Source organism: Corynebacterium sp. ACRPJ, assembly GCF_022347345.1.
Classification (GTDB): domain Bacteria; phylum Actinomycetota; class Actinomycetes; order Mycobacteriales; family Mycobacteriaceae; genus Corynebacterium; species Corynebacterium tuberculostearicum_D.
In genome coordinates this window covers 24,226-44,145 of the sequence record NZ_JAKRNC010000011.1, presented here as the reverse complement: position 1 = coordinate 44,145, position 19,920 = coordinate 24,226, and the positions used below count along the sequence as shown (strand labels likewise).

Annotated in this window: 18 protein-coding genes and 1 pseudogene; 12 read left to right on the top strand and 7 right to left on the bottom strand. The window is 61.1% G+C overall.

The annotated features are described in order from the left end of the window. Positions 1-114: 114 nt before the first annotated feature. On the bottom strand, positions 115-1,524 hold the full coding sequence (gene ramB / locus MHY08_RS08565) for an acetate metabolism transcriptional regulator RamB (RefSeq protein WP_239236279.1): 1,410 nt from the start codon (positions 1,522-1,524) through the stop codon (positions 115-117). A gap of 369 nt (positions 1,525-1,893) precedes the next feature. Here ramB and MHY08_RS08560 point away from each other — a divergent pair, with 369 nt between their 5' ends. From MHY08_RS08560 to MHY08_RS08520, 10 genes and pseudogenes are all read left to right on the top strand, one after another. Further along, positions 1,894-2,649 (top strand): succinate dehydrogenase cytochrome b subunit, encoded by a 756-nt coding sequence (locus tag MHY08_RS08560; protein WP_204610397.1) that lies wholly within the window; start codon positions 1,894-1,896, stop codon positions 2,647-2,649. 15 nt (positions 2,650-2,664) lie between these two features. Further along, positions 2,665-4,680: a fumarate reductase/succinate dehydrogenase flavoprotein subunit gene (locus MHY08_RS08555; protein WP_201802305.1), complete on the top strand. Its 2,016-nt coding sequence runs from the start codon at positions 2,665-2,667 to the stop codon at positions 4,678-4,680. Further along, positions 4,680-5,429 carry a succinate dehydrogenase/fumarate reductase iron-sulfur subunit gene (locus MHY08_RS08550; RefSeq protein ID WP_005327185.1) on the top strand — a complete coding sequence of 250 codons (750 nt, stop codon included), beginning with the start codon at positions 4,680-4,682 and terminating at the stop codon, positions 5,427-5,429. The genes MHY08_RS08555 and MHY08_RS08550 overlap by 1 nt, the downstream gene beginning before the upstream one ends. Positions 5,430-5,485: 56 nt before the next feature. Then, entirely contained in the window at positions 5,486-5,860 is a 375-nt protein-coding gene (locus tag MHY08_RS08545; RefSeq protein WP_239236278.1) for a hypothetical protein, read from the top strand. Between the two features lie 286 nt (positions 5,861-6,146). Next, positions 6,147-6,858: pseudogene (locus MHY08_RS08540) on the top strand (IS6 family transposase). Positions 6,859-7,524: 666 nt separating this feature from the next. Continuing rightward, positions 7,525-7,869 (top strand): pentapeptide repeat-containing protein, encoded by a 345-nt coding sequence (locus MHY08_RS11805; protein ID WP_370658794.1) that lies wholly within the window; start codon positions 7,525-7,527, stop codon positions 7,867-7,869. Between the two features lie 795 nt (positions 7,870-8,664). Continuing rightward, positions 8,665-9,999, top strand: a complete 1,335-nt coding sequence (locus MHY08_RS08535) for a DUF445 domain-containing protein (protein WP_239236277.1) — start codon at positions 8,665-8,667, stop codon at positions 9,997-9,999. 19 nt (positions 10,000-10,018) lie between these two features. Further along, on the top strand, positions 10,019-10,456 hold the full coding sequence (locus MHY08_RS08530) for a CGLAU_01105 family protein (protein WP_239236276.1): 438 nt from the start codon (positions 10,019-10,021) through the stop codon (positions 10,454-10,456). A gap of 5 nt (positions 10,457-10,461) precedes the next feature. Beyond that, positions 10,462-10,752 carry a DUF2516 family protein gene (locus tag MHY08_RS08525; protein WP_239236274.1) on the top strand — a complete coding sequence of 97 codons (291 nt, stop codon included), beginning with the start codon at positions 10,462-10,464 and terminating at the stop codon, positions 10,750-10,752. Next, the gene (locus MHY08_RS08520; protein WP_239236272.1) at positions 10,752-11,279 is read left to right on the top strand and encodes a deoxyribose-phosphate aldolase; all 528 of its coding nucleotides are present in this window, start codon (positions 10,752-10,754) and stop codon (positions 11,277-11,279) included. Before MHY08_RS08525 ends, MHY08_RS08520 begins: the two co-directional genes overlap by 1 nt. On the opposite strand, the gene MHY08_RS08515 is transcribed toward MHY08_RS08520, so the two are convergent. From MHY08_RS08515 to MHY08_RS08505, 3 genes are all read right to left on the bottom strand, one after another. After that, complete coding sequence (locus MHY08_RS08515; RefSeq protein ID WP_239236270.1) at positions 11,276-12,124, bottom strand: DUF2993 domain-containing protein; 849 nt, start codon at positions 12,122-12,124, stop codon at positions 11,276-11,278. The two genes, MHY08_RS08520 and MHY08_RS08515, sit on opposite strands and share 4 nt — an antisense overlap. Positions 12,125-12,188: 64 nt before the next feature. Beyond that, positions 12,189-13,001, bottom strand: a complete 813-nt coding sequence (locus tag MHY08_RS08510) for a class I SAM-dependent methyltransferase (protein ID WP_239236268.1) — start codon at positions 12,999-13,001, stop codon at positions 12,189-12,191. A 20-nt stretch (positions 13,002-13,021) separates the two neighbouring features. Then, a complete protein-coding gene (locus MHY08_RS08505; RefSeq protein WP_179387320.1) occupies positions 13,022-13,513 on the bottom strand; it encodes a DUF2505 domain-containing protein in 492 nt (163 codons plus the stop codon). A 24-nt stretch (positions 13,514-13,537) separates the two neighbouring features. Here MHY08_RS08505 and MHY08_RS08500 point away from each other — a divergent pair, with 24 nt between their 5' ends. Beyond that, positions 13,538-14,644 carry a UDP-N-acetylmuramate dehydrogenase gene (locus tag MHY08_RS08500; protein WP_239236266.1) on the top strand — a complete coding sequence of 369 codons (1,107 nt, stop codon included), beginning with the start codon at positions 13,538-13,540 and terminating at the stop codon, positions 14,642-14,644. Positions 14,645-14,781: 137 nt separating this feature from the next. Here the strand turns inward: MHY08_RS08500 and MHY08_RS08495 are convergent, their stop codons facing one another. Beyond that, complete coding sequence (locus MHY08_RS08495; protein WP_239230480.1) at positions 14,782-15,258, bottom strand: S-ribosylhomocysteine lyase; 477 nt, start codon at positions 15,256-15,258, stop codon at positions 14,782-14,784. Positions 15,259-15,329: 71 nt separating this feature from the next. Here MHY08_RS08495 and MHY08_RS08490 point away from each other — a divergent pair, with 71 nt between their 5' ends. After that, the gene (locus MHY08_RS08490; RefSeq protein ID WP_239236264.1) at positions 15,330-16,628 is read left to right on the top strand and encodes a YihY/virulence factor BrkB family protein; all 1,299 of its coding nucleotides are present in this window, start codon (positions 15,330-15,332) and stop codon (positions 16,626-16,628) included. On the opposite strand, the gene MHY08_RS08485 is transcribed toward MHY08_RS08490, so the two are convergent. Together MHY08_RS08485 and MHY08_RS08480 are read right to left on the bottom strand one after the other, a co-directional pair. Continuing rightward, the gene (locus tag MHY08_RS08485) at positions 16,625-18,163 is read right to left on the bottom strand and encodes an AMP-binding protein (protein ID WP_239236262.1); all 1,539 of its coding nucleotides are present in this window, start codon (positions 18,161-18,163) and stop codon (positions 16,625-16,627) included. The two genes, MHY08_RS08490 and MHY08_RS08485, sit on opposite strands and share 4 nt — an antisense overlap. Before the next feature lie 11 nt (positions 18,164-18,174). Then, positions 18,175-19,884, bottom strand: a complete 1,710-nt coding sequence (locus tag MHY08_RS08480; RefSeq protein WP_239236260.1) for a long-chain-fatty-acid--CoA ligase — start codon at positions 19,882-19,884, stop codon at positions 18,175-18,177. Positions 19,885-19,920: the final 36 nt, after the last annotated feature.

The following is a 19,920-nucleotide window of genomic DNA, read 5'->3' as shown; positions in this document are numbered from 1 at the left end:
CGAGTGCTGCCAAACCGGCAGGTCATAACGTTATTTACTCGAAACGAGCTCTTTCGAGTAGCTTTCGAGTAGCTTTCGAGTAGTTTTCGAGTAGGTCGATTGGCGCCCAAGACGCTAGTAGGGTGCAACTGCGGAGCGGTGGGCGTCGACGTTGATGACTTCATTAATGGGTGGGAAGGCGCGTTGCGCGCAGTTCTCGCGCGGGCACGTGCGGCAGCCGGAGCCGATAGGGGTTGCCGAGGAGAGATCGCTGAGATCGAGCCCCTCGGCGTAGACGGTGCGGTCGGCGTGGCGGGCCTCGCAGCCAAGACCGATGGCGAAGAGCTTATTGGTATCTCCAAAGCGACCCTGGTGGTGTTGCACGGCGCGGGAGATCCACAGATAATTGCGGCCGTCGGGCATCTGCGCCAGCTGGCGGGAGATAATGCCGGGCTGGGTGAAGGTCTCGTAGACATTCCACAGCGGGCAGGTGCCGCCGTTATTGGAAAAGTGCACGCCGGTGGCGGATTGGCGCTTGGACATATTGCCTGCGCGGTCGACGCGGACAAAAGTAAAAGGAATGCCGCGGAGGTTATCGCGCTGCAGGGTGGACAGGCGGGAGGCCACGGATTCATAGCCCACGCCGAAGACCTGGCAGAGGTATTCCACGTCGTAGCCGGAGCGCTCGGCTTCGGAATGCATCAGTGCATAGGGCATCACGGTGGCGGCGGCGAAGTAGCTGGCCAAGCCGCGCTGTGCGAGGTTGCGCGAAGCATCCGAGGTAAACGGCTCCTCCTCCACTAAGGCGGCGATGTCCTCCCCGGCCTCGAGGAAGCTCAGCTCCGCGGCCATGCGGAAGGCGCGCTGGCCTTCGCTCAGGCGCGACGCGAGCCGGAACTCGCCGGTCTCGCGGTTAAAGCTGTGTAGCGTGCCATCCATTTGGGACGTGATGTGGATATCTACGTTGTGGCGATCGCGCAGGCGCTGGGCCAGGGCGTGTTCGGTGTCGCGGATGCCGAAGTGGGTGACCGAGAGGGCGTCGGCAAGCTGCTCTGCATGGTGGTCTAGGTTGTCCAGGTAGTTCTGGCGGGCGTAGAAGAAGTCGCGCACCTCGTCGTGCGGCATGGATAGGGCCTGGGTGGCCTCGGTGGTGCGGCGGGCATCGGTGGCCAGCGAGAGCTTATCGCGCACATTGCGGTAGCGGCGGTGGACATCCACCAGCGTGCGGGCCACGGTGGGGTGGTTATAGACCAGCTCGGAGAGCTCCTGCAGCTCGACAGGGGAGGGGCAGAGCTCCTTGTCTTGGATGACGTCCTGGATCTCGGCAAGAAGGCGGGAGTCATCGTCGCGGGAGAAGAAGGTGGCGTCGACGCCGAAGACCTCGGTGATGCGAAGGAGCACCGGGACGGTGAGCGGCCGGACGTCGTGTTCGATCTGGTTGACGTAGCTGGCGGAGAGACCCAGCGTCGCAGCGAGGGAAGCCTGACTGAGATCGCGCTCACGGCGAAGCTGGCGAAGGCGGGATCCCACATACGTCTTACTCATGCCGGCAAGGTTACTGGCTGGCCTGCGGGTGTGCACCCTAATTGCAAAGATCTTGCGAAGAATGTTCACCCGCCTGTGGGCTACATGTGGGTTTCATGCGAAAGTTTGACACATAAAGGGGTAAGGCGGTCACTCTAGTAACACTGGGTGAGCAAGTTCACAACTGCGGAGGGAATTACGCAACGTCAATATTGCGGAATTCCGAGCAGCCAAGGTAGTGACGTTTTGCCCCAAGGCTTCTAAGGCAACCCTTACCTAAAAGAATTATGACTTTAACCGTACCGCCGTACCGTTAGGTGAAACGCCGCAGGAATTGACTAGTAACCAGCGGTTAAGCCCAGTTAAAGTGAGGGCGACAATGGAGGTGTCATGACTTTAAGAAATCCGGACCGTGAGGCAGTAACTCACGGCCACATTACTAACGAACCAATCCGCCAGAAGCCGGGAGTGCCCTCCTGGGTTCTGAAGCTCATCATGGCCGTCACTGGCCTGCTCTTCGCCCTCTTCGTTGTTGGCCACATGGCCGGCAACCTGAAGTTGTACTTGCCGGCGAACGGCGGCGAAGAAGCACTAGATGAATACGGTGCATTCCTGCGCTCCATGGGCGAGCCGTTGTTCCCGCATGAGGGCGCATTGTGGATTATTCGCGCCGTCCTGCTGGTTGCCATCATCGCCCACATCTACGGCGCGATTGCCTTGACCACCCGCTCCAAGGCATCCCGCGGCAAGTTCAGCCGCAGCAACCTCATGGGTGGCCTGGATTCCTTCGCCACCAAGACCATGCTGGTCTCCGGCCTGGTTCTGCTGCTGTTCATCATCTTCCACCTGCTGGACCTGACCATGGGCGTACAGCCCATCGCCCCAGGTGACTTTGTGGAGGGTGCGGTAAAGGCCAATATGATTGCAACCTTTAGCCGCTGGCCGGTCACCATCGTGTATGTGATCGCCATGTGCTTCCTGTTCCTGCACCTCACCCACGGCATTCGCCTTGCTGCTTCTGACCTGGGTATCACCGGTGCTAAGTGGCGTCAGACCTTCCTGATCCTGGCGTACGTCATCCCGGCCGTTGTCTGCATCGGCAACATCGTTATGCCTTTGTCCGTTGCCCTGGGCTTGGTCAGCTAAAGGAGTTAGAAACCCATGACTAATACTGAACTCAAGCGCGAGCACCCTAAGTTCTCGCACCCACAGTCCATCGTTCCGGGCGTATCCGCCGGCAACATCCTGGAATCCCATGAGCCGCACGGCGTGCCGATGAAGGATATGTGGTCCCACCAAAAGGACCACATGCAGCTGGTCTCCCCGTTGAACCGCCGCAAGTTTGAGGTTCTCGTAGTTGGCACCGGCCTGTCCGCTGGTTCCGCTGCGGCCGCACTGGGCGAGCTGGGCTACAAGGTAAAGGTATTCACCTACCACGATTCCCCGCGCCGCGCGCACTCCATTGCCGCGCAGGGTGGTGTCAACGCCTCCCGTGCCAAGAAGGTGGACAATGACTCCGCCTACCGCCACACCAAGGACACCGTGAAGGGCGGCGACTACCGCTGCCGCGAGTCCGACTGCTGGCGCCTGGCAAACGAGTCCGTCCGCGTTATTGACCACATGAACGCCATCGGCGCCCCATTCGCTCGCGAGTACGGCGGCACCCTGGCTACCCGTTCCTTCGGTGGTGTGCAGGTCTCCCGTACCTACTACACCCGTGGCCAAACAGGTCAGCAGCTGCAGCTGTCCACCACTTCGGCGCTGTACCGCCAGATTGGCCTGGGCAACGTGGAGCTCTTCGCTCACAACGACCTGCAGGACATCATCGTCTACAACGACAACGGCAAGAAGCGTGCCGGCGGCATCGTTACCCGCAACCTGATTACCGGTGAGCTCAAGGCCTTCACCGGCCACGCAGTTGTGCTGGGTACCGGCGGCTACGGCAACGTCTACCACATGTCCACCCTGGCAAAGAACTCCAATGCCAGCGCCATGATGCGTGCGTACGACAGCGGTGCTTACCTGGCTTCCCCGGCCTTCGTGCAGTTCCACCCGACGGGCCTGCCGGTCAACTCCGATTGGCAGTCCAAGACCATCCTGATGTCGGAGTCCCTGCGTAACGACGGCCGCATTTGGTCCCCGAAGAAGGAGGGCGACGACCGCGACCCGAATACCATTCCGGAAGAAGAGCGCGACTACTTCTTGGAGCGCCGCTACCCGGCATTCGGCAACCTGGTTCCGCGCGACGTTGCTTCCCGTGCCATCTCCCAGCAGATCAATGCCGGCCTGGGCGTTGGCCCGCTGCACAACTCGGTGTACCTGGACTTCCGCGACGCCATCGAGCGCCTAGGCAAGGACAAGATCCGCGAGCGCTACTCCAACCTGATCGAGATGTACGAAGAGGCTATCGGCGAGTCCGCCTATGAGACCCCGATGCGCATCGCCCCGACCTGCCACTTCACCATGGGCGGCCTGTGGACGGACTTCAACGAGATGACCTCCATCGACGGCCTCTTTGCCGCCGGTGAGTGCTCCTGGACCTACCACGGTGCTAACCGCCTGGGTGCAAACTCCCTGCTTTCGGCTTCCGTCGATGGCTGGTTCACCTTGCCATTCACCATCCCGAACTACTTGGCTGACCACCTCAACGAGGAGAAGCTGGCCGAGGATTCCCCAGAGGCACAGGCAACCCTGGCACAGTCCCAGGAGCGCATCGACCGCCTCATGGGTGTGCGCGGTGAGAACCCGCACGGTCCGTCCTACTACCACCGCCAGCTGGGCGATATCCTCTACCATGGCTGCGGCGTGTCCCGTAACGTCGAGGACCTCAAGGCCGCGATCACCAAGATCCGCGAGCTGCGCGAGGACTTCTGGGCTAATGTCCGCATTCCGGGTGAGGCCAATGACATGAACCAGGTGCTGGAGTACGGCCTGCGCGTTGCCGACTACCTGGACTTGGGTGAGCTCATGTGTGTTGACGCTCTGGACCGCGATGAGTCCTGTGGCGCTCACTTCCGCGAGGACCACCTCACCGAGGACGGCGAGGCAGAACGCGATGATGAGAACTGGTGCTTCGTTTCCGCATGGGAGCCGGGCGCAAATAAGAACGAGTTCATCCGCCACGCCGAGCCGCTGTACTTTGATTCGATCCCGCTGATGACAAGGAACTACAAGTAATGAAACTGACACTTGAGATCTGGCGTCAAGCCGGACCGACCCAAGAAGGCCATTTCGAGACCGTCCAGGTGGATGACGCCTCTGAGCAGATGTCCATCCTGGAGCTGCTGGACCACGTTAACGAGGGCTACATTGAGCGCGGCGAAGAGCCCTTCGCCTTCGCTTCCGACTGCCGTGAGGGCATCTGCGGTACCTGTGGTTTGACCGTCAATGGTCGCCCGCACGGCCCAGGTCAGAACACCCCTGCCTGCCAGCAGCGCCTGTTCAACTTCACCGATGGCCAGACCATCAAGCTGGAGCCATTCCGTTCCGCTGCCTACCCGGTCATTAAGGACATGATCGTGGACCGCGCGGCTCTGGATCACGTAATGGAGCAGGGCGGCTACGTTTCCATGGACGCTGGCACCGCTCCGGATGCGGATACCATGCACATCAACCATGAGACCTCCGAGTACTCGCTGGACCACGCTGCCTGCATTGGCTGCGGTGCCTGCGTTGCTGCCTGCCCGAACGGTGCGGCTCACCTGTTTACCGGCGCAAAGTTGGTGCACCTCTCCCTCATGCCGCTGGGCAAGGAAGAGCGTGGCCGCCGTGCCCGCAACATGGTCGACGACTTGGAAGCCAACTTTGGCCACTGCTCCCTCTACGGTGAGTGCGCTGATGTCTGCCCGGCCGGCGTTCCGCTGACCGCGGTTTCCGCGGTTACCCGCGAACGTGCACGTGCTGCTTTCCGTGGCAAGGACGACTAAGCTAAGGTTATTCCGTAGGAATACTAGGAACGAGAGAAAGACAGAAAGACTCCGCCATGAGCGATAACACCCACGCAGTCGCTGACTACACCAGCGAGACCTACCCGGAGTTCTCCGGCAAGATTCAGGACACCTACATTGAGGGCTACGATCCAGTATCCTTCGGTGCTCCTCACTCTTCCCTTCTGCGCACCTCCACCTGGGTGGGCATGGGTCTGATCATGTCTTGCCTCCCGGCCGCTGGCATCCTCATCTGGGGCCTTGGTGTGTGGGACAACCCCATCGGCACTGCCGGTGAGGGTAACTACTCCCTGACCATCATCGTCGGCCTCATCGCTCTGGTGGCTGTGGCTATTGCTGCAGTCGGCAGCGTCCACTACGGCCGCCGCTACTACCGCAAGTACCGCAAGGAAACCGGCCGCGCTAACTAGTATTCGCTCTTAAGCCAAGCACCAACAACCCCTACTCCCCACAGCATGCATGCCATGCAGGGAAGCGGGGGTTGTTGCATATCTTGAGCCAAAGGCCCAAGAAGTCGCCAACATAGCGTTGCTTTAAGCTGCGCTTGCCGACGCCTCCCTCCTTACCGTTGCTTCAACGCCCCCCCAGATCGCGATCGAGAGGTGCTCCCCGCGTTCGTAGTTGAACGAAGGCGGATCAGTGGGTGCTGTTGCAAAGTTGGGGCAGTAGGAAGAGCGACGTGAAATAATCACAGCCATGGGTATCTTCTCCGGTCGTCATTTCCCCCGTGACATCATTCTGTGGGCAGTGCGGGGGTACTGCCGCTACGGGGTGAGCTACCGCGATCTGGAGGAAATGATGACTTCAGCGGGGCGTGCCGGTCGATCACACCACGATCTACCGCTGGGTCCAGAAATACGCCCCTGAGCTGGACAAGCAAACACGGTGGTACCGGCAGGTACCTGACTGGCAGGCCAGTTCCTGGCGGGTGGATGAGACCTATATCCGGGTCGGCGGCAGGTGGTGCTATCTCTATCGGGCGATCACCGCCGGTGGTCAGACCCTGGACTTTTACCTCTCTTCGAAGCGGAACGTGGCCGCAGCGAAGTGTTTGCTGGCCAAGGCCGTCAGATCCAATGCGTCAGCCGGGTATCCCAGAGTGATCAACACCGATAAAGCACCCTCACTAGCCAGGGCAATCGCCGAGTTGAAGTCAGAGGGAATCTGCCCGCCAACAGTGGAACACCGGCAGGTGAAATACCTCAACAACATCCTGGAAGGCGACCATGGTCGGCTGAAGCGGATCCTCGGGCCGAAAGGCGCGTTTAAGAGCCGGACATCTGCATATCGGACGTTGAAAGGGATGGAGGCGATGCACTCATTGCGGAAAGGGCAAGGCACGATGTTTGCCTACGGGCAACCGAACCCGGACGCGGTGATCATCAACCGGGTCTTCCAGAATATCTGAGCAGGCTGGGCCATAATGCTGGCCAGGCGACGAAGAAAGGAGTGTTCGCGGTTCTCCACCCAACTTTGCAACAGCACCTTTCAGATCCCTATATCCGAGACGTTCATGGCTGGGGAAAGAAAATCGGACAAGAGCTAGTCTTTTCCAAAGATGAGACGAGCGGGATCGCCATAGGAACCGCTTACTGCGCCGGTCGAGTAGTAGGAGTTGGCCTAGGCACCTGGCTAGCCAAAGGTGCGTGCGCAGGCGCTGCCGCAGTAGCAGCTCACGCCACTAATACAGGTCGATGCCTTACCATCCGAGCCCTCGGAGGAAAATACTCTCCAAACATCGTATTCCCGTATGCAACTTGATGCTAGAGACAAGAAATACAGTTTCGCTTTTCACCGTGAGTAGACATGGAAAATAGCAAAGTTCTTGTTTTAATTGGAATCACCCTAATTATTTGGTGCGCGTTATACAGGTACAGAACAACCACCGCTAAATGGGTTTTTATTGCAGCCTCTTTAAGCACCTGTCTAGCGTTTGTCCTAGGTCTATCAGGATTTCTAGGGTTAGGTTATGGTTACATCGATTTGTTGTCCCTAGTAAACGTATTTTTAGACGCATTTATATTGTTGGCCATAGGCCAGTCCCACAATCGAAACAGATCGGACCACGTAAAAGATGTATAGAGCAATGCCCCAAACGTGGGTCACGGGACTCGCTGGTAAAGACATTTCCGGAAAAGATATGTCCAACTATGACCTGACGGATATCAATCTCGAAGGAAGCATATGCAAAGGATGCTCGTTCCGCGGCTCCATGATGGCATGGGCTAACTTGAAATCGGCAGATTTCACCGACGCAGATTTTACGAACGCAATTCTTAGCGAGTCAGACCTTCGTGGAGCGACATTAACGCGCGCTAATCTTACTAACGCATATCTAGTACCTGTTACCGCCAATCCAAGGCAATTCTCTGGATGTACAGGTTTGGATGCAAGGAATGCGATATTTTATAGCCCTTGATTGCGCCTACACGAATTCCGTTTGAACCCTTCTTTATAATGAGCATTGAAAACGTGTAAACAACGCAAGGTGAGGGTAAATCAGCGCACTCGCCGAGCCCGCCATAAATCAGAACATATGCTAAAGCATATGTTCTGATTTTGTGGTTTTAGCTGCTGGTTTCCCTAGAGAAGATGAAAGCAAGGGGCAAATCGACATGATAATGCGTGTCTCTGGGTGAACCTGGGCGGATTTTTACTTTGCGTACTTCTGGGCATTAAAAGCCTCTGACGCTGCTTCCGGGAAAGTTGGAATTGGGGATGTGGTTATGACACTACGGTTGGGCTCTATCCAACAATCGCTTTCGAGGGGGATAGCCTTCTGCTGCTCGGACACGTCACCGCGTTTCGTGATGCGCACGTACTCTTGATCAATAACTTCGCTGCGCCAGCAGAGTGTCAGCGCAGCGATGTGCAGAGACAGAGACGAGGAGGCCGAGGATTAGTCGTCCTTCAAGGCCGCCGATAACCTTGTTGGCCTTATCCTTCATACCCTCGGCAGCATCGAAGAGCTTATCCTTAGCCTCGGAAGCGACCTAGTCAACCCCATTAAGACCGCCTGCTTAGACAAACGAAGTTAGTGTTTGTGCTAGTGGGTATTTATCTTCTCTAACAGAACAAAATCTGGTGCCCTTCAGTTCAGATTCTTTGGCGTCCACAAACTTAATTACTGAAGGCAGAGGTCGAGTGCTTTTAAGTACGCACTAGTCTTAATGGCCGAAGCCCGAATACACCTTCACAACTTCAAGGAGAACTCATGACGCACCGTGCGGACGAAGGCCTAGAAACGGCTACGGCAACGGCATCGTCGGGTGCTGCTCCCGTGCCGCAGGCTGGCAATCAGGAGGCGCGGCGGGCGGACCTGCGGCGGTGGAAGGCGATTGCGCTGTCGTTCCTGATTGGTGCGGCGGTGATCTTTTTGGGGTGCTCGTGGTGGCAGGCGTCGGAAAGCGGGGCTCCAGTGTGGGTGGGCTACGTGCGTGCAGCGGCGGAGGCCGGCATGGTGGGTGGCTTGGCAGACTGGTTTGCGGTGACCGCGCTCTTCCGCCGGCCGATGGGGCTGCCCATCCCGCATACGGCGCTGATCCCGAATAATAAGGATCGCGTGGGCGATGCTCTAAGTGACTTTGTGGAGGAGAACTTCCTTACCGCGGATGCGCTTAGCGCCAAGGTTCGCGAGGCGGAGTTGCCGCTATGGCTGGCGCGCCAGGGCGTGGAGCCCGGCAAGGCGGAGGAAGTCTCCGCGTGGATAGGCGAGCGTGCGGCCAGCGTGGTCGCAGATTTGGACCCCGAAGAAGCAGAGCAATTCATCCGCACCCAAGTCATGGACCGCCTAGCCGAGCCCGAGTGGGGCCCGCCGCTGGGGAGGTTGCTGGAGGGCTATATTGCAGACGGCAAGGCCCGTCCGCTAGAAGACGACCTCATCGAGTGGGCGCACGGCAAGATTCTGAGCATGGAGCCCACCGTGGTCACCGCCATCGACGAGCGCATGCCGGGATGGGCGCCGCGCTTTGCCCGCGAGATGGTGGGGGAGAAGGTCTATACCGAGCTCGTGGAATTCGCCGATGAGGTGCGCCGAAATGGCAACCACGAGGCTCGTCTGGCCATTCGCCGCAACCTGTCCAAGCTGGCCTCGGACTTGCAATGGGACGAGGACATGCGCGGGCGCATCGAGGGCATCAAGCAAGAAATGCTCGCCTCCGACCAAGCGCAGCAGGCGCCGGCAGCCATGTGGCGTACGGTATCCACCACGTTTATTGACCAGCTCAATGACCCGGAGTCCTTCCTGCGCCAGAAGATTACGGCGAAGGTAAAGGAGTTGGCGCACCGCCTGCTCGAGGACTCCGAGTTCTTGGCCCAGGCCAATGCGCTCGTGGACAAGGCCGCGCGCTACGCGGTGGAGAAATTCGCGCCGGAAATTATCGCGATTATCCCGGAGACCATCAAGCGTTGGGATGCGGAGGAAGCCTCCCACAATATCGAGCTCATGGTGGGCAAGGACCTGCAGTTTATTCGTTTAAACGGCACTATCGTCGGTTCCCTGGCAGGATTGGTGATATTCGCGATCAACCACCTTATCTTTGGTGCTTAGATAAAAGGAGTAATGAGCAATGAGTGATAATAAGAAGATTTTCGATTCCTTGAAGGACGCCGGCAGCGCTGCTTTTGAGGTAGCCAAGGACTTCGGTGGCCGTCTGCAAGAAGAACGCACCCAGCACGCTCAAGGCGCGCAGCCGGAGAGCCCCTATGGCAGCACTGGCAAGGATGGCCTGGTAGATAAGGCCACCGCCACCGCGAAGGAATTTGGGGCTTCCTTGAAGAAGGCCGCGGACGGCACCCGCGAGTCCGCCTCTTTCGCTGATGCCAAGGGCAAGTTCTCTACCGCCTATCAAGAGACCCGTGGGGGCGTTATGGACGCCTATAATTCCGCCCAGGCCCGCCGCGCGGAACAGAAGAATGCGCCGCGCCCCGGCCAGAATTCGGCTCCTTCGCAGGGCGATAATATTATCGATGGCGAAGTAATCGATACCGACGACCCGAAGAATTAATCTGCATGGACATCCTTCTATATCTCGCATTCCGCTTTGATGCCATCATTTTCCAAATCCTCACCCTGACCGCCATCGTCGGTGCGGTGCTTGCCGCCGCCACGCGCGAGGACGCCTTCCGCGCCGGCGACCGTCAGGGCAAGTGGGTGTGGGTTGGCCTGCTGGCAGGCTCGGCGGTAGCGATGGCCACCGGCATGCCATTCCTGTCCTGGATCGGCGCGGTCATTACCGGCGTGTACTGGTTTGATGTGCGCCCGCAGCTCAAGGCCATCATCAACGGCGATTACAGCTACTAATGCTTAACCTGCTTGCTGCCCCGGCCGCGATGGTCAAGGACCGCGCCGCCGATAACACCGTCGTGGTCTCCCCACACCACGTTTCTATTGCCGCGGGGGCCGGCGCGGCCGATATCATCTCCGTCGCTGGCTATCCCACCGGCCGCCACCACACGCTCATTAAGGCCTCTGAGGCGCGCTTGGCCATCCAATCGGGCGCCAGCGAGGTGTGGGTCAGCCTCGATGAGATCGTGACGGATGCCAATGCCGTGCTCTCCGAGCTCATCGCCATCCGCGAGGCCTGCCCCGATCCGGCCCGCTTGGGCCTCATCGTGCCGGAGGCTGTGGGCGCAGATGCGGCCGATGCCGCGGATGCTGCGGTTATGGCTGCACAGCAGGCCGGCTACCAGCGCCTTATTGTGCGCAGCAGCGAGGCTGCGGCCGCGGAGCGCGCGGATTCCGGTGCCGGTGAAGAAGGCATGAAAAAAGGACCGGCGTTGGCCGCTGCCACGCTTCCGGTCCTCGAATTTCCCGCTGCTTTGGTTTAGGCGGCTTCCTTCTGCGCGTCCTGCTGCGGCGCGCCATTGTTGGCCCCACCATTGCCGGTGGTGCCCTCGCCGCCGGCCAGCTTATCCATGTCGTTCATCGGAACATCAGTGCCGGTGATGGTGAGCTTGAGCTCGCCATCGAGCACCTCTACGGAATCGACGTTCATGTCCGAGCCCACGAACTGATCCGACATGCCGTTTTGCAGCGCGGAGGAGATGGCTTCGGTGGCCTGGTCCGGCAGCTCGAGGCCGAAGATAGAGGCCTCGGTGGCGCGGATATCGAGCTTTCCATCGTGGGCAGTGGGCTCCAGCGAGAGGTTAGCCAGGCCGCCGGCGAACTTCACGTCCAGCACATGGTCCTGCTCATTGGCGGTAATCTCCGTGACCACCATATTGCCCACCTTGTCGCTGCCGGCCTGCTCGGAAATGCCCTTCTGGAAAGACGCCAGCAGGTAGTCATCCGGCACGGTGGTAGAGGCGCGCAGCTTGCCGGCCACCGGATTGTCTTGGTCGGTGCTCATATCTTCCACGTGGATCTCGGAGGCGGGCTGGCCCTTGATTTCGGTGCCATCGATTTGCAGGGTGGACGGCGTGGTCATATCCATCTGGGAAATGGAACCCTGAAACAGCCCCAACAAGAGCGGGCTGCCGCCGAAGCTGACGGAGGGGTCCTCTTTGACCTGGATGCCCTCTTGCTCAGCGGCCTCGTTGAACTGCGAGGTCATCTGGTGGCCGATGAACCAGCGCAGGCCAAACTCGGCCAGCAAGATGAGCACGAGGAGTGCTACGAGGATGCCAATGATGATTTTCCAGGCGAGTGAACCCGCCGATTTCTTCGAAGCCATGCGTACCAGTGTGGCGCATGAGACGGTGCGGGGCAAAGTCTGCGGCGAAGTTAGCAGTACATTTTTAACCTTGCGGCGCCACCGATTCCCAGTCCACGGTCAGTACATTATCGCGCAGGCGCCGGCGGACGGGGTGGATGTTAAAGGGGACGTCGGCAAGCATGGCGCGTGCCCTACGCCAGCGAACGCGCGGACCGTAAGGCGCCCAGCCGGCAGCGCGGTCCCAAGCCTCGTCGGCGGCCTGAAGCAGCTCGTGGATGGGCTCGCCGGGCACATTGCGGTGGATGAGGATTTTGGGCAGGCGCTCGGCAATATCGGAAGGGCGCGCCACATCGAACGGGTCCCACGCCAGGGTGAGCGTCCGCGGACCATGGGCATCCAGCAGCAACCAGGCCGCGCGCCGGCCGAGCTCATCGCAGGTGCCCTCCACAAAGAAGCCGCCCGGGGCAAGGCGGGAGCACACCGTCTGCCAGGCCTCTTCCACCTGGTCCACGTCATACTGGCGCAGCACATTAAACGCGCGCACCAGCTGCGGCCGGTAGCCGGCCAGCTCAAAACCGCCCAGCTCGAAGCGCACGCCATCGCGCGGCGGCAGCACCCGGTCCGGGTGGATCTCTAATCCGCGTACGTCGACCTGCGGATTCGCCCGGCGCAGCCACCCTGCCCACTCCACGGTGGTCGCATGCGAGGCCCCGTAGCCCACATCCAGCGCCAGCGGCGTATCCACATGCCGCAGCAGCGCGGAAATCTCCGGGTGCGCGAGCATCCACCTATCGCAGCGGCGCAGCCGGTTGTGGTTGGTGGTGCCGCGGGTAATAACGCCAAAAGGCCGACCCGCAGCTGCGCTAGCGCGCAGATTATGTGCGTGGTCGGCCATAGATTCTGGGGCTTTAGAACTTAGGCGTTCTCAGAAATCCACTGTTCGGTCAGCTTGCCCTCGTTATCGAAGAGCTCGCCCAGGGACTCGCCTACCTTCGGCTCGATGGCGGCGCCCATCATCGGGATATTGACGGAAATCTCGTTGACGTAGGACAACTTGGTCATTTCGCCCTCGCCGGCCAGGGAGATATCGCCCTTGAAATCAACCGGGGTGCCCTTGACGTCCGCGGTGTAGTTAACGTCAGCAGCCTCACCGTTGAGCTCGCCCACGGTAACCACGCGCTTGACCTTCAGGTCCTGGGAGACCATGGCGCGCACTGCCTCTGGCAGCAGGGTGGTCGGCAGAACCTCGAAGAGGGTGGCTACGTTATCGCTGAAGTCGTGCACCTGGCCCGCCTCAGGGGAGAGGTTGGCCACGATGTACTCCCAGTATTCCTTGGTGAGCAGCGCCTTGTGAACCTTTTCGATGGGCTGATTGATGGTTACGGTGTTTTCACTACGGGTTGACATGCCTAACAGACTACCTTGGTAGGCGTGCTTGATAAATCTTTGACGCAACAGCTCACAGAGATCGACGGCGTAGAACTGGACCCCGCCGCCACCTTCGCGGACCTGACTACGCTGCGTGTAGGCGGAAAACCGCAGGCCGCACTGCGCTGCTCGCAGCCGGAGGCCGCCGTTGCCGTGGTGCGTGCCCTTGATCACACCGAAGTGAAATTCATCGTCGTTGGCGGCGGCTCCAACCTCTTGGTGGCCGATGGCGCCGTGGATCTCGTCGCGGTCATCCTCGACTTCGACGAGGTTTCCATGGACACCGAGACCGGAATGGTGCGCGCACAGGCGGGTGCCGTCTGGGATGACGTGGTGGCCCGCTCCGTGCAGCTTGGCCTAGGCGGCATCGAGTGCCTCTCCGGCATCCCCGGCACCGTGGGCGCGGTCCCCGTGCAGAATGTGGGTGCCTACGGCGCGGAAATCTCCGAGGTCCTTAGCCGCGTGCGCCTTTATAACCGCCGCACCGATACCGATGAGTGGGTCCCCGCCTCCGATCTAGAGCTGGCCTATCGCTATTCCAACCTAAAATTCACCGGCCGCGCCGTGGTGCTGGAGGTGGAGCTCCAGCTCGATACCGAGGGCCTTTCCCGCCCACTGCGCTTTGGCCAGCTCACCCAGAACCCGGGCGAGCGCCGCCCCGTGGCCGAGGTCCGCGAGGAGGTCCTCAAGCTCCGCCGCGGTAAGGGCATGGTGCTCGACCCCACCGACCATGACACCTGGTCCGCCGGCTCTTTCTTTACCAACCCGGTGGTGGACTCCGCTCTTGCCGACGCCGTCCAGGCCAAGGTCCGTACCTCGCTTGGCGACGCCACCGTAGACTCCATGCCCCGCCACCCCTCTGCCGAGGCCGGCCGGGAAAAGTTGTCTGCCGCCTGGCTCATTGACCGCGCCGGGTTTGCTAAGGGCTATCCGGGCTCCGGCCGGGCCACGCTCTCGACGAAGCACACGCTGGCGCTGACCAACCGCGGCGAGGCCACGGCCGCCGATATCGTGGACCTCGCCCGCACCATCCGTGACGGCGTCCACGAGACCTTCGGCGTGGAACTCGTGCCAGAACCCGTGTGGATAGGCCTTTCCCTCGACGAGTAGCGCGCGAGCGCGCTTTCGCCCCGAGTCTCTGGGGAATAAAACCTACAAAGCAGCCACGATAGCGCCCTTTACCACGCGGTTTTCGGGTCTATCGTGGCTGCTTTTTCAGTTCGACGCCTATCGCGCCGGCGACTCGCTTAGGCGGCCATGACCTGGAGCCACTCATCCTTAGCGCCCAGGAATGCGCGGGCCGCCTCCTGCGCGCCCTCCAAGCTGTGGTGCGCACCCCAACCGCACTGCTCTTCGTTGGCGGCCGGTACCTCGGTAGCGTTAAGAATATCGTTGAGCGCGCCTTCCACCGCGCGCAGCAGCTCGTCCTGCTCCATGCCGTTGGTGATGGCGTAGAAGCCGGTGCGGCAGCCCATCGGGGCGAAACCGATGAGCTTATCGGTGTAGTTGCGCATGAAGTTTGCCATCATGTGCTCCACCGAGTGCAGCGCCTTGGTATCCAGGTGGTCCTGGTTAGGCTGGCAGAAACGCAGGTCATACTTGATGATTTCGACGCCGCCGCCCAAATCCGTGCGGTCGGCCACGCGGATATATGGCGCGCTGACTAGGCGGTGGTCGAGTTCGAAGGACTTAACGTTGAGCTTTGTGTCATTCTGTTCAGTCATGCTTCTCCAGTGTAATCACGGTTGAGTGTCACTTCCTGAAATAGATTCTTTACCGCATACGCTGGGATAATATGAGCACTCTGGACGACGCCGCCGAGGCCCCCGGCGCCGCACGCACCCCTGGGGACTTGCCTTCTGCCGTACAGCCTGACGGTGAGCGGCCCGCCGGCGAGCAGCCCGCCGGCCGCCAGCCTGCCGGCACTCCGTCGAGCGCCGCGGCCACTCCGGTGAGCGAATCCGAGTACGAGGGGGCGGATAAGATCGTGCCCAGCACCGCGCCCACCGTGGTCAAGATTGCGGGCCATACCGAGGAAGTAGATCCCCTGGCCCGCGGCAACCGCTTGCGTAAGGAAAGCTGGGGGCTGGTGGTGCGCCGCGTGTGGGCCGATTTCTTCCATGATGCCTTGATGGATCGTGCGGCCACGATGACGTACTTCACGCTCATGGCCTTTGCCCCCACGGTGCTGGCCGCCTATTCCATCGCCACGCTCATTTTCTCCTCGCGGCGTGCCGAGGTGCACGAATTAACCTCGCAATTCATTGCGGACTACGTGCCCAGTTCCATGACGGAGCAGGCCGAGAAATTGGTTGGCTCCATCATTGGTTCCACGGCGCAAGGTACCTTCGCGCTGGTGGTATCCGTGCTGATTTCGCTCTTTGCCGCCTCGGCCTATGTGCGCGCCTTCTCGCGCACGGCCAATACCGTCTATGGGCGAGTGGAAGGCCGTGGAATCATCCGCACCTGGGCGCTGATGTGGGGGCTGACCATTGTTCTCGTCATCGGTGCGGTCATCGTCCTCTTTGCTAACCTGCTGCGCGATACCATCGTGAGCGGCGTTATCGATCCGCTCGCGGGCAAGTTGGAGATGCAGGGCACCGCGGACTTTTTGGGCGGAATCTTCATGCCGGTGTGGAATTGGCTGCGCTTCCCACTCACCGTGGTGATCGTGCTGAGCTTGATCGCTATCTTGTATCACTTTTCCCCGAACGTGCGGCCGGCGCGCTTTCGGTGGATAACCCTCGGCTCCGTGGTGGCGCTTAGCACCAATGTGGTGGTGTGGGGAGCATTTGCGCTGTATGCCCAGCGCTTTGCCGGTGCCAGCGTGTACGGCGCCTTCAGCCTCATTATGGCCGTATTCATGGCCGTGTGGCTATCTAATACGATGCTCATTTTAGGCATCAAGATCGATGCGGAAATCCTGCGCGCCAAGGAGCTGCAACTGGGCCTGCACGCCGCGCGTCATATCCAGGCCCCGCCGCGTTCCGACGCCGCCGCTAAGTCCCAAGCCCGCGCCCAGCACGACCTTGAGAAGCGTTCTGAGCGCATCTACCAACAGGCGGTGCGCCGGGGAGAGCGGGAAGAAAGCTAGCCCTGGTTGAGCAGCGCGAGGAGATCGCGCTGGACATCGCGGCGGCGCAGCTTGCCCAGCTGATCGCCGGCGAGCTCATCCATGGCAAAGAAGCGCTGCGGGACCTTATAGCGCGCCACCAACCCACGGCAATGGTCGCGCAAGGCGGACTCGTCGAGCTGCGCGCCGGGGGCAAGGACTACGCAGGCGGCTACATCCTCAGAACCATCGGAGCGAGGAATGCCCACGACCGCGGCTTGGGCGATATCAGGATGGGAGGTTAAAGCCTCCTCGACCTCGCCGGGATAGACATTGAAACCACCGGTGATGATGATTTCCTTGATGCGGCCCACCAAACGGATATGGCCGTCAGGCTCGCGCACGCCCATGTCCCCGGTGCGGAACCAGCCGTCATGGAAGGCGGCGGCGGTGGCGGGGGCGTCGGCAAGGTAGCCGCTAAAGACTTGCGGGCCGCGGGCGAGGATCTCGCCGGGCTCGCCATCCGGCTGGGTGCGGCTGAGGTCGTGAGGATCGCCGATGCGCAGCTGCGTATCCGGCAGCGGCAGACCGATGGTGCCGGCGCGCCGGGTCTCATCGAGGGGGTTGATAGTCAGTACGGGCGAGGTCTCCGTAAGCCCATAGCCTTCCACCAGCATGCCGCCGGTGCGCGCCTCCCATGGCTCGATGATGCGCGAGGGAAGCGAGGCCGCGCCTGAGATGGAGTAGCGCACCCCGCCAAGATCCGCGGGCGCGTCGGACGCGGCTGTGTCTGCGGCCGCGGGAGTGGCCACCATGGCGCGCTCGTAGATGGTGGGCACGCCCGGCATCCAGGTGGGGCGGCGGGCGGCAAGCGCCTTGGTCACCGCGTCGGTGTGTGGGGCAGGCAGCAGGATGATCTCGGCCGCGCAGCGTACCGCGAGCAACACGCTCATCGTCAGTCCATAGGAATGGAACATGGGCAGCGCGGCTAGAAAGCGCTCGTGTCCGGCGCGCAGCGGGGCCTGGGTTTCCAGCTGCAGGCAGTTGGCCGCGAGGTTGCCGTGGGTTAAGGCCACGCCCTTGGGGCGGGCGGTGGTGCCGGAGGTGTAGAGGATAAGGGCGGCGTCGGCAAGCGCGGCAGGGTGCGGTTCCACCGGGGTGCCGCTGAGGGGAAGTGGCTCGGTGAGGGAAACGGTAATGGTGGTCTCTACCTGCGCAGAAACGGTGGGGGCGATGTCCTCCCAGGCAATCGCCACGCGGGCGCCATGGTGGGCGAGCAGCGGGGTGAGCTCGTGCGAGGTATAGCGCGGATTGTGCTCCACCACCACCGCGCCCAGGCGCAGGATGGCGAAGAAGGCCACCACGTGCTGCGGGCAATTGGGCAGCAGGAGCGCCACGCGGTCGCCGGGGCGCACGCCCATCTCGCGCAGGGCACCGGCCGCGGCCGCCACCTGGGCGTCGAGCTCGCTATAGGTGAGCGTGTGGCCAGCGAAGTAGGTGGCGGGGCGCTGGGGAAACCTCGCGACGGCCGCCGCGAGGAAATCCGTCAAGGTAGCGCCGTAATGAATATCTGCCATAGCCGCTAAGTTTAGGCCTTTGCCTCCAGCAGCTCGAGTAGGTCCTTGCGCACCTGGTGGCGGCGGATTTTGCCCAGGTGGTCGCGCGCCAAATCTTCGAAGTGGTAGAAGGTGCGCGGCACCTTATAGCGAGTCAGGCGCTCGCGGCAGAATTCCTTCAGGCCTTCTGGATCGAGTACCGCGCCATCGCGCAGGGTGACGCAGCCGACGACATCCTCGGAGCCATCCTGGCGCGGGCGGCCCACGGCGGCGACATCCACGACGTCGGGATGCTGGGCAACTGCCTCTTCCACCTCGGCGGGGTAGACGTTGAAGCCGCCGGTGATGATGATTTCCTTGATGCGGCTGACCAGCTTGATATAGCCATCCGGTTCCATGAGCGCCATATCACCGGTGCGGAACCAGCCGTTGTGAAAGGTCTTTTCGGTAGCGGCGGCATTGCCGAAGTAACCCTGGAAAATCTGCGGGCCGCGCGCGAGCATCTCGCCCGGTTGGCCATCGGGTTGGGTTTCATCCAGATTCTCAGGGTTGGCAATGCGCACCTCCGTATCCGGGAAGGGCACGCCTACATAGCCTGGGCGGTGCTTGCCGTTCATGGGATTGGCCGTAAGTACCGGGGAAGTCTCCGTCATGCCGAAGCCCTCCACCAGCCGGCCGCCGGTCATGGCCTCCCAGCGCTCCACAATCTCTACAGGCAGCGTGGCGGCGCCGGAGAAGGCATTGCGGATGCCGCTTAAGTCGACGTCCTTTTCTTCCGCCGCGTCCATGATCTTCTGATACAGCGTGGGAACGCCCGGCAGCCAGGTAGGCGTGCGCTTTTTCACTATGTCCATGATCAGCGGCATCTGCGGGGAGGGAACCAGGATGAGCTCGGCGCCAAGGTAGATGCTGAAGATGCACAGCGTGGTCATGCCGTAGGCGTGGAAGATGGGCAGTGCAGCGAGGAAGCGCTCTTGTTTCTTGCCCATCTGTGGCACCCAGGCCTTGCCCTGAATGGCATTGGCAATGAGGTTGCCGTGTGAGAGTAGTGCCCCCTTGGGCTTTCCGGTGGTGCCGGAGGTATAGAGGATGAGCGCAATATCGTCTTGGGAGATCTCAGGGACATCGAGGTCCGAGCCATCGCCGCCAATGGCCGCGCCGATGAGGGTGGACCACTCCACGGTATTGGGCGCGGGGCTGGTGAGCTGTTCGCGCTTGGCGGTCAGCGGCGGGAGGGGTAGGCGCAGCGCGAGGCGCTTGAGCGGTGGCATGGCATCGACCATGTTGACGGAGACGATGGTCTCCAGCGGGGTGGTCGAGCGCAGCCTTTCTAGCGTGGAGGCGGTTTTATCCCAGGAGATGGCCACGCGCGCGCCGTGGTCATTGAGCAAGCCTTCTAGCTCCGGGGCGGTATAGAGCGGGTTGTGTTCGACCACGGTGGCACCAAGCAGCTGCACCGCGTAGAAGGCCGCGACGTGCTGGGGGCAGTTAGGCAGCACGATGGCTACCTTGTCGCCGGGGCGAATGCCAAAAGCCTTGAGCCCGGCCGCCGCGGCGCGCACCTGGGTATCGAGCTCCGCGTAGGTCTGCGTCTTTCCAAAGAAGTAGGTGGCGGATTTATTGGCGTTGACCCGCAGGTTATTGCGGTAGTAGTCGACGATGGTTTTATCGCCATAGTCCAGCGTGTGTGGGGTCCAATCGCTGTAGTGCTCGAGCCAGGCTCGGGAGGGGGAAGCGGACACGCGGAAAACCTTTCGTTTGGCTACAAAAACTATTTC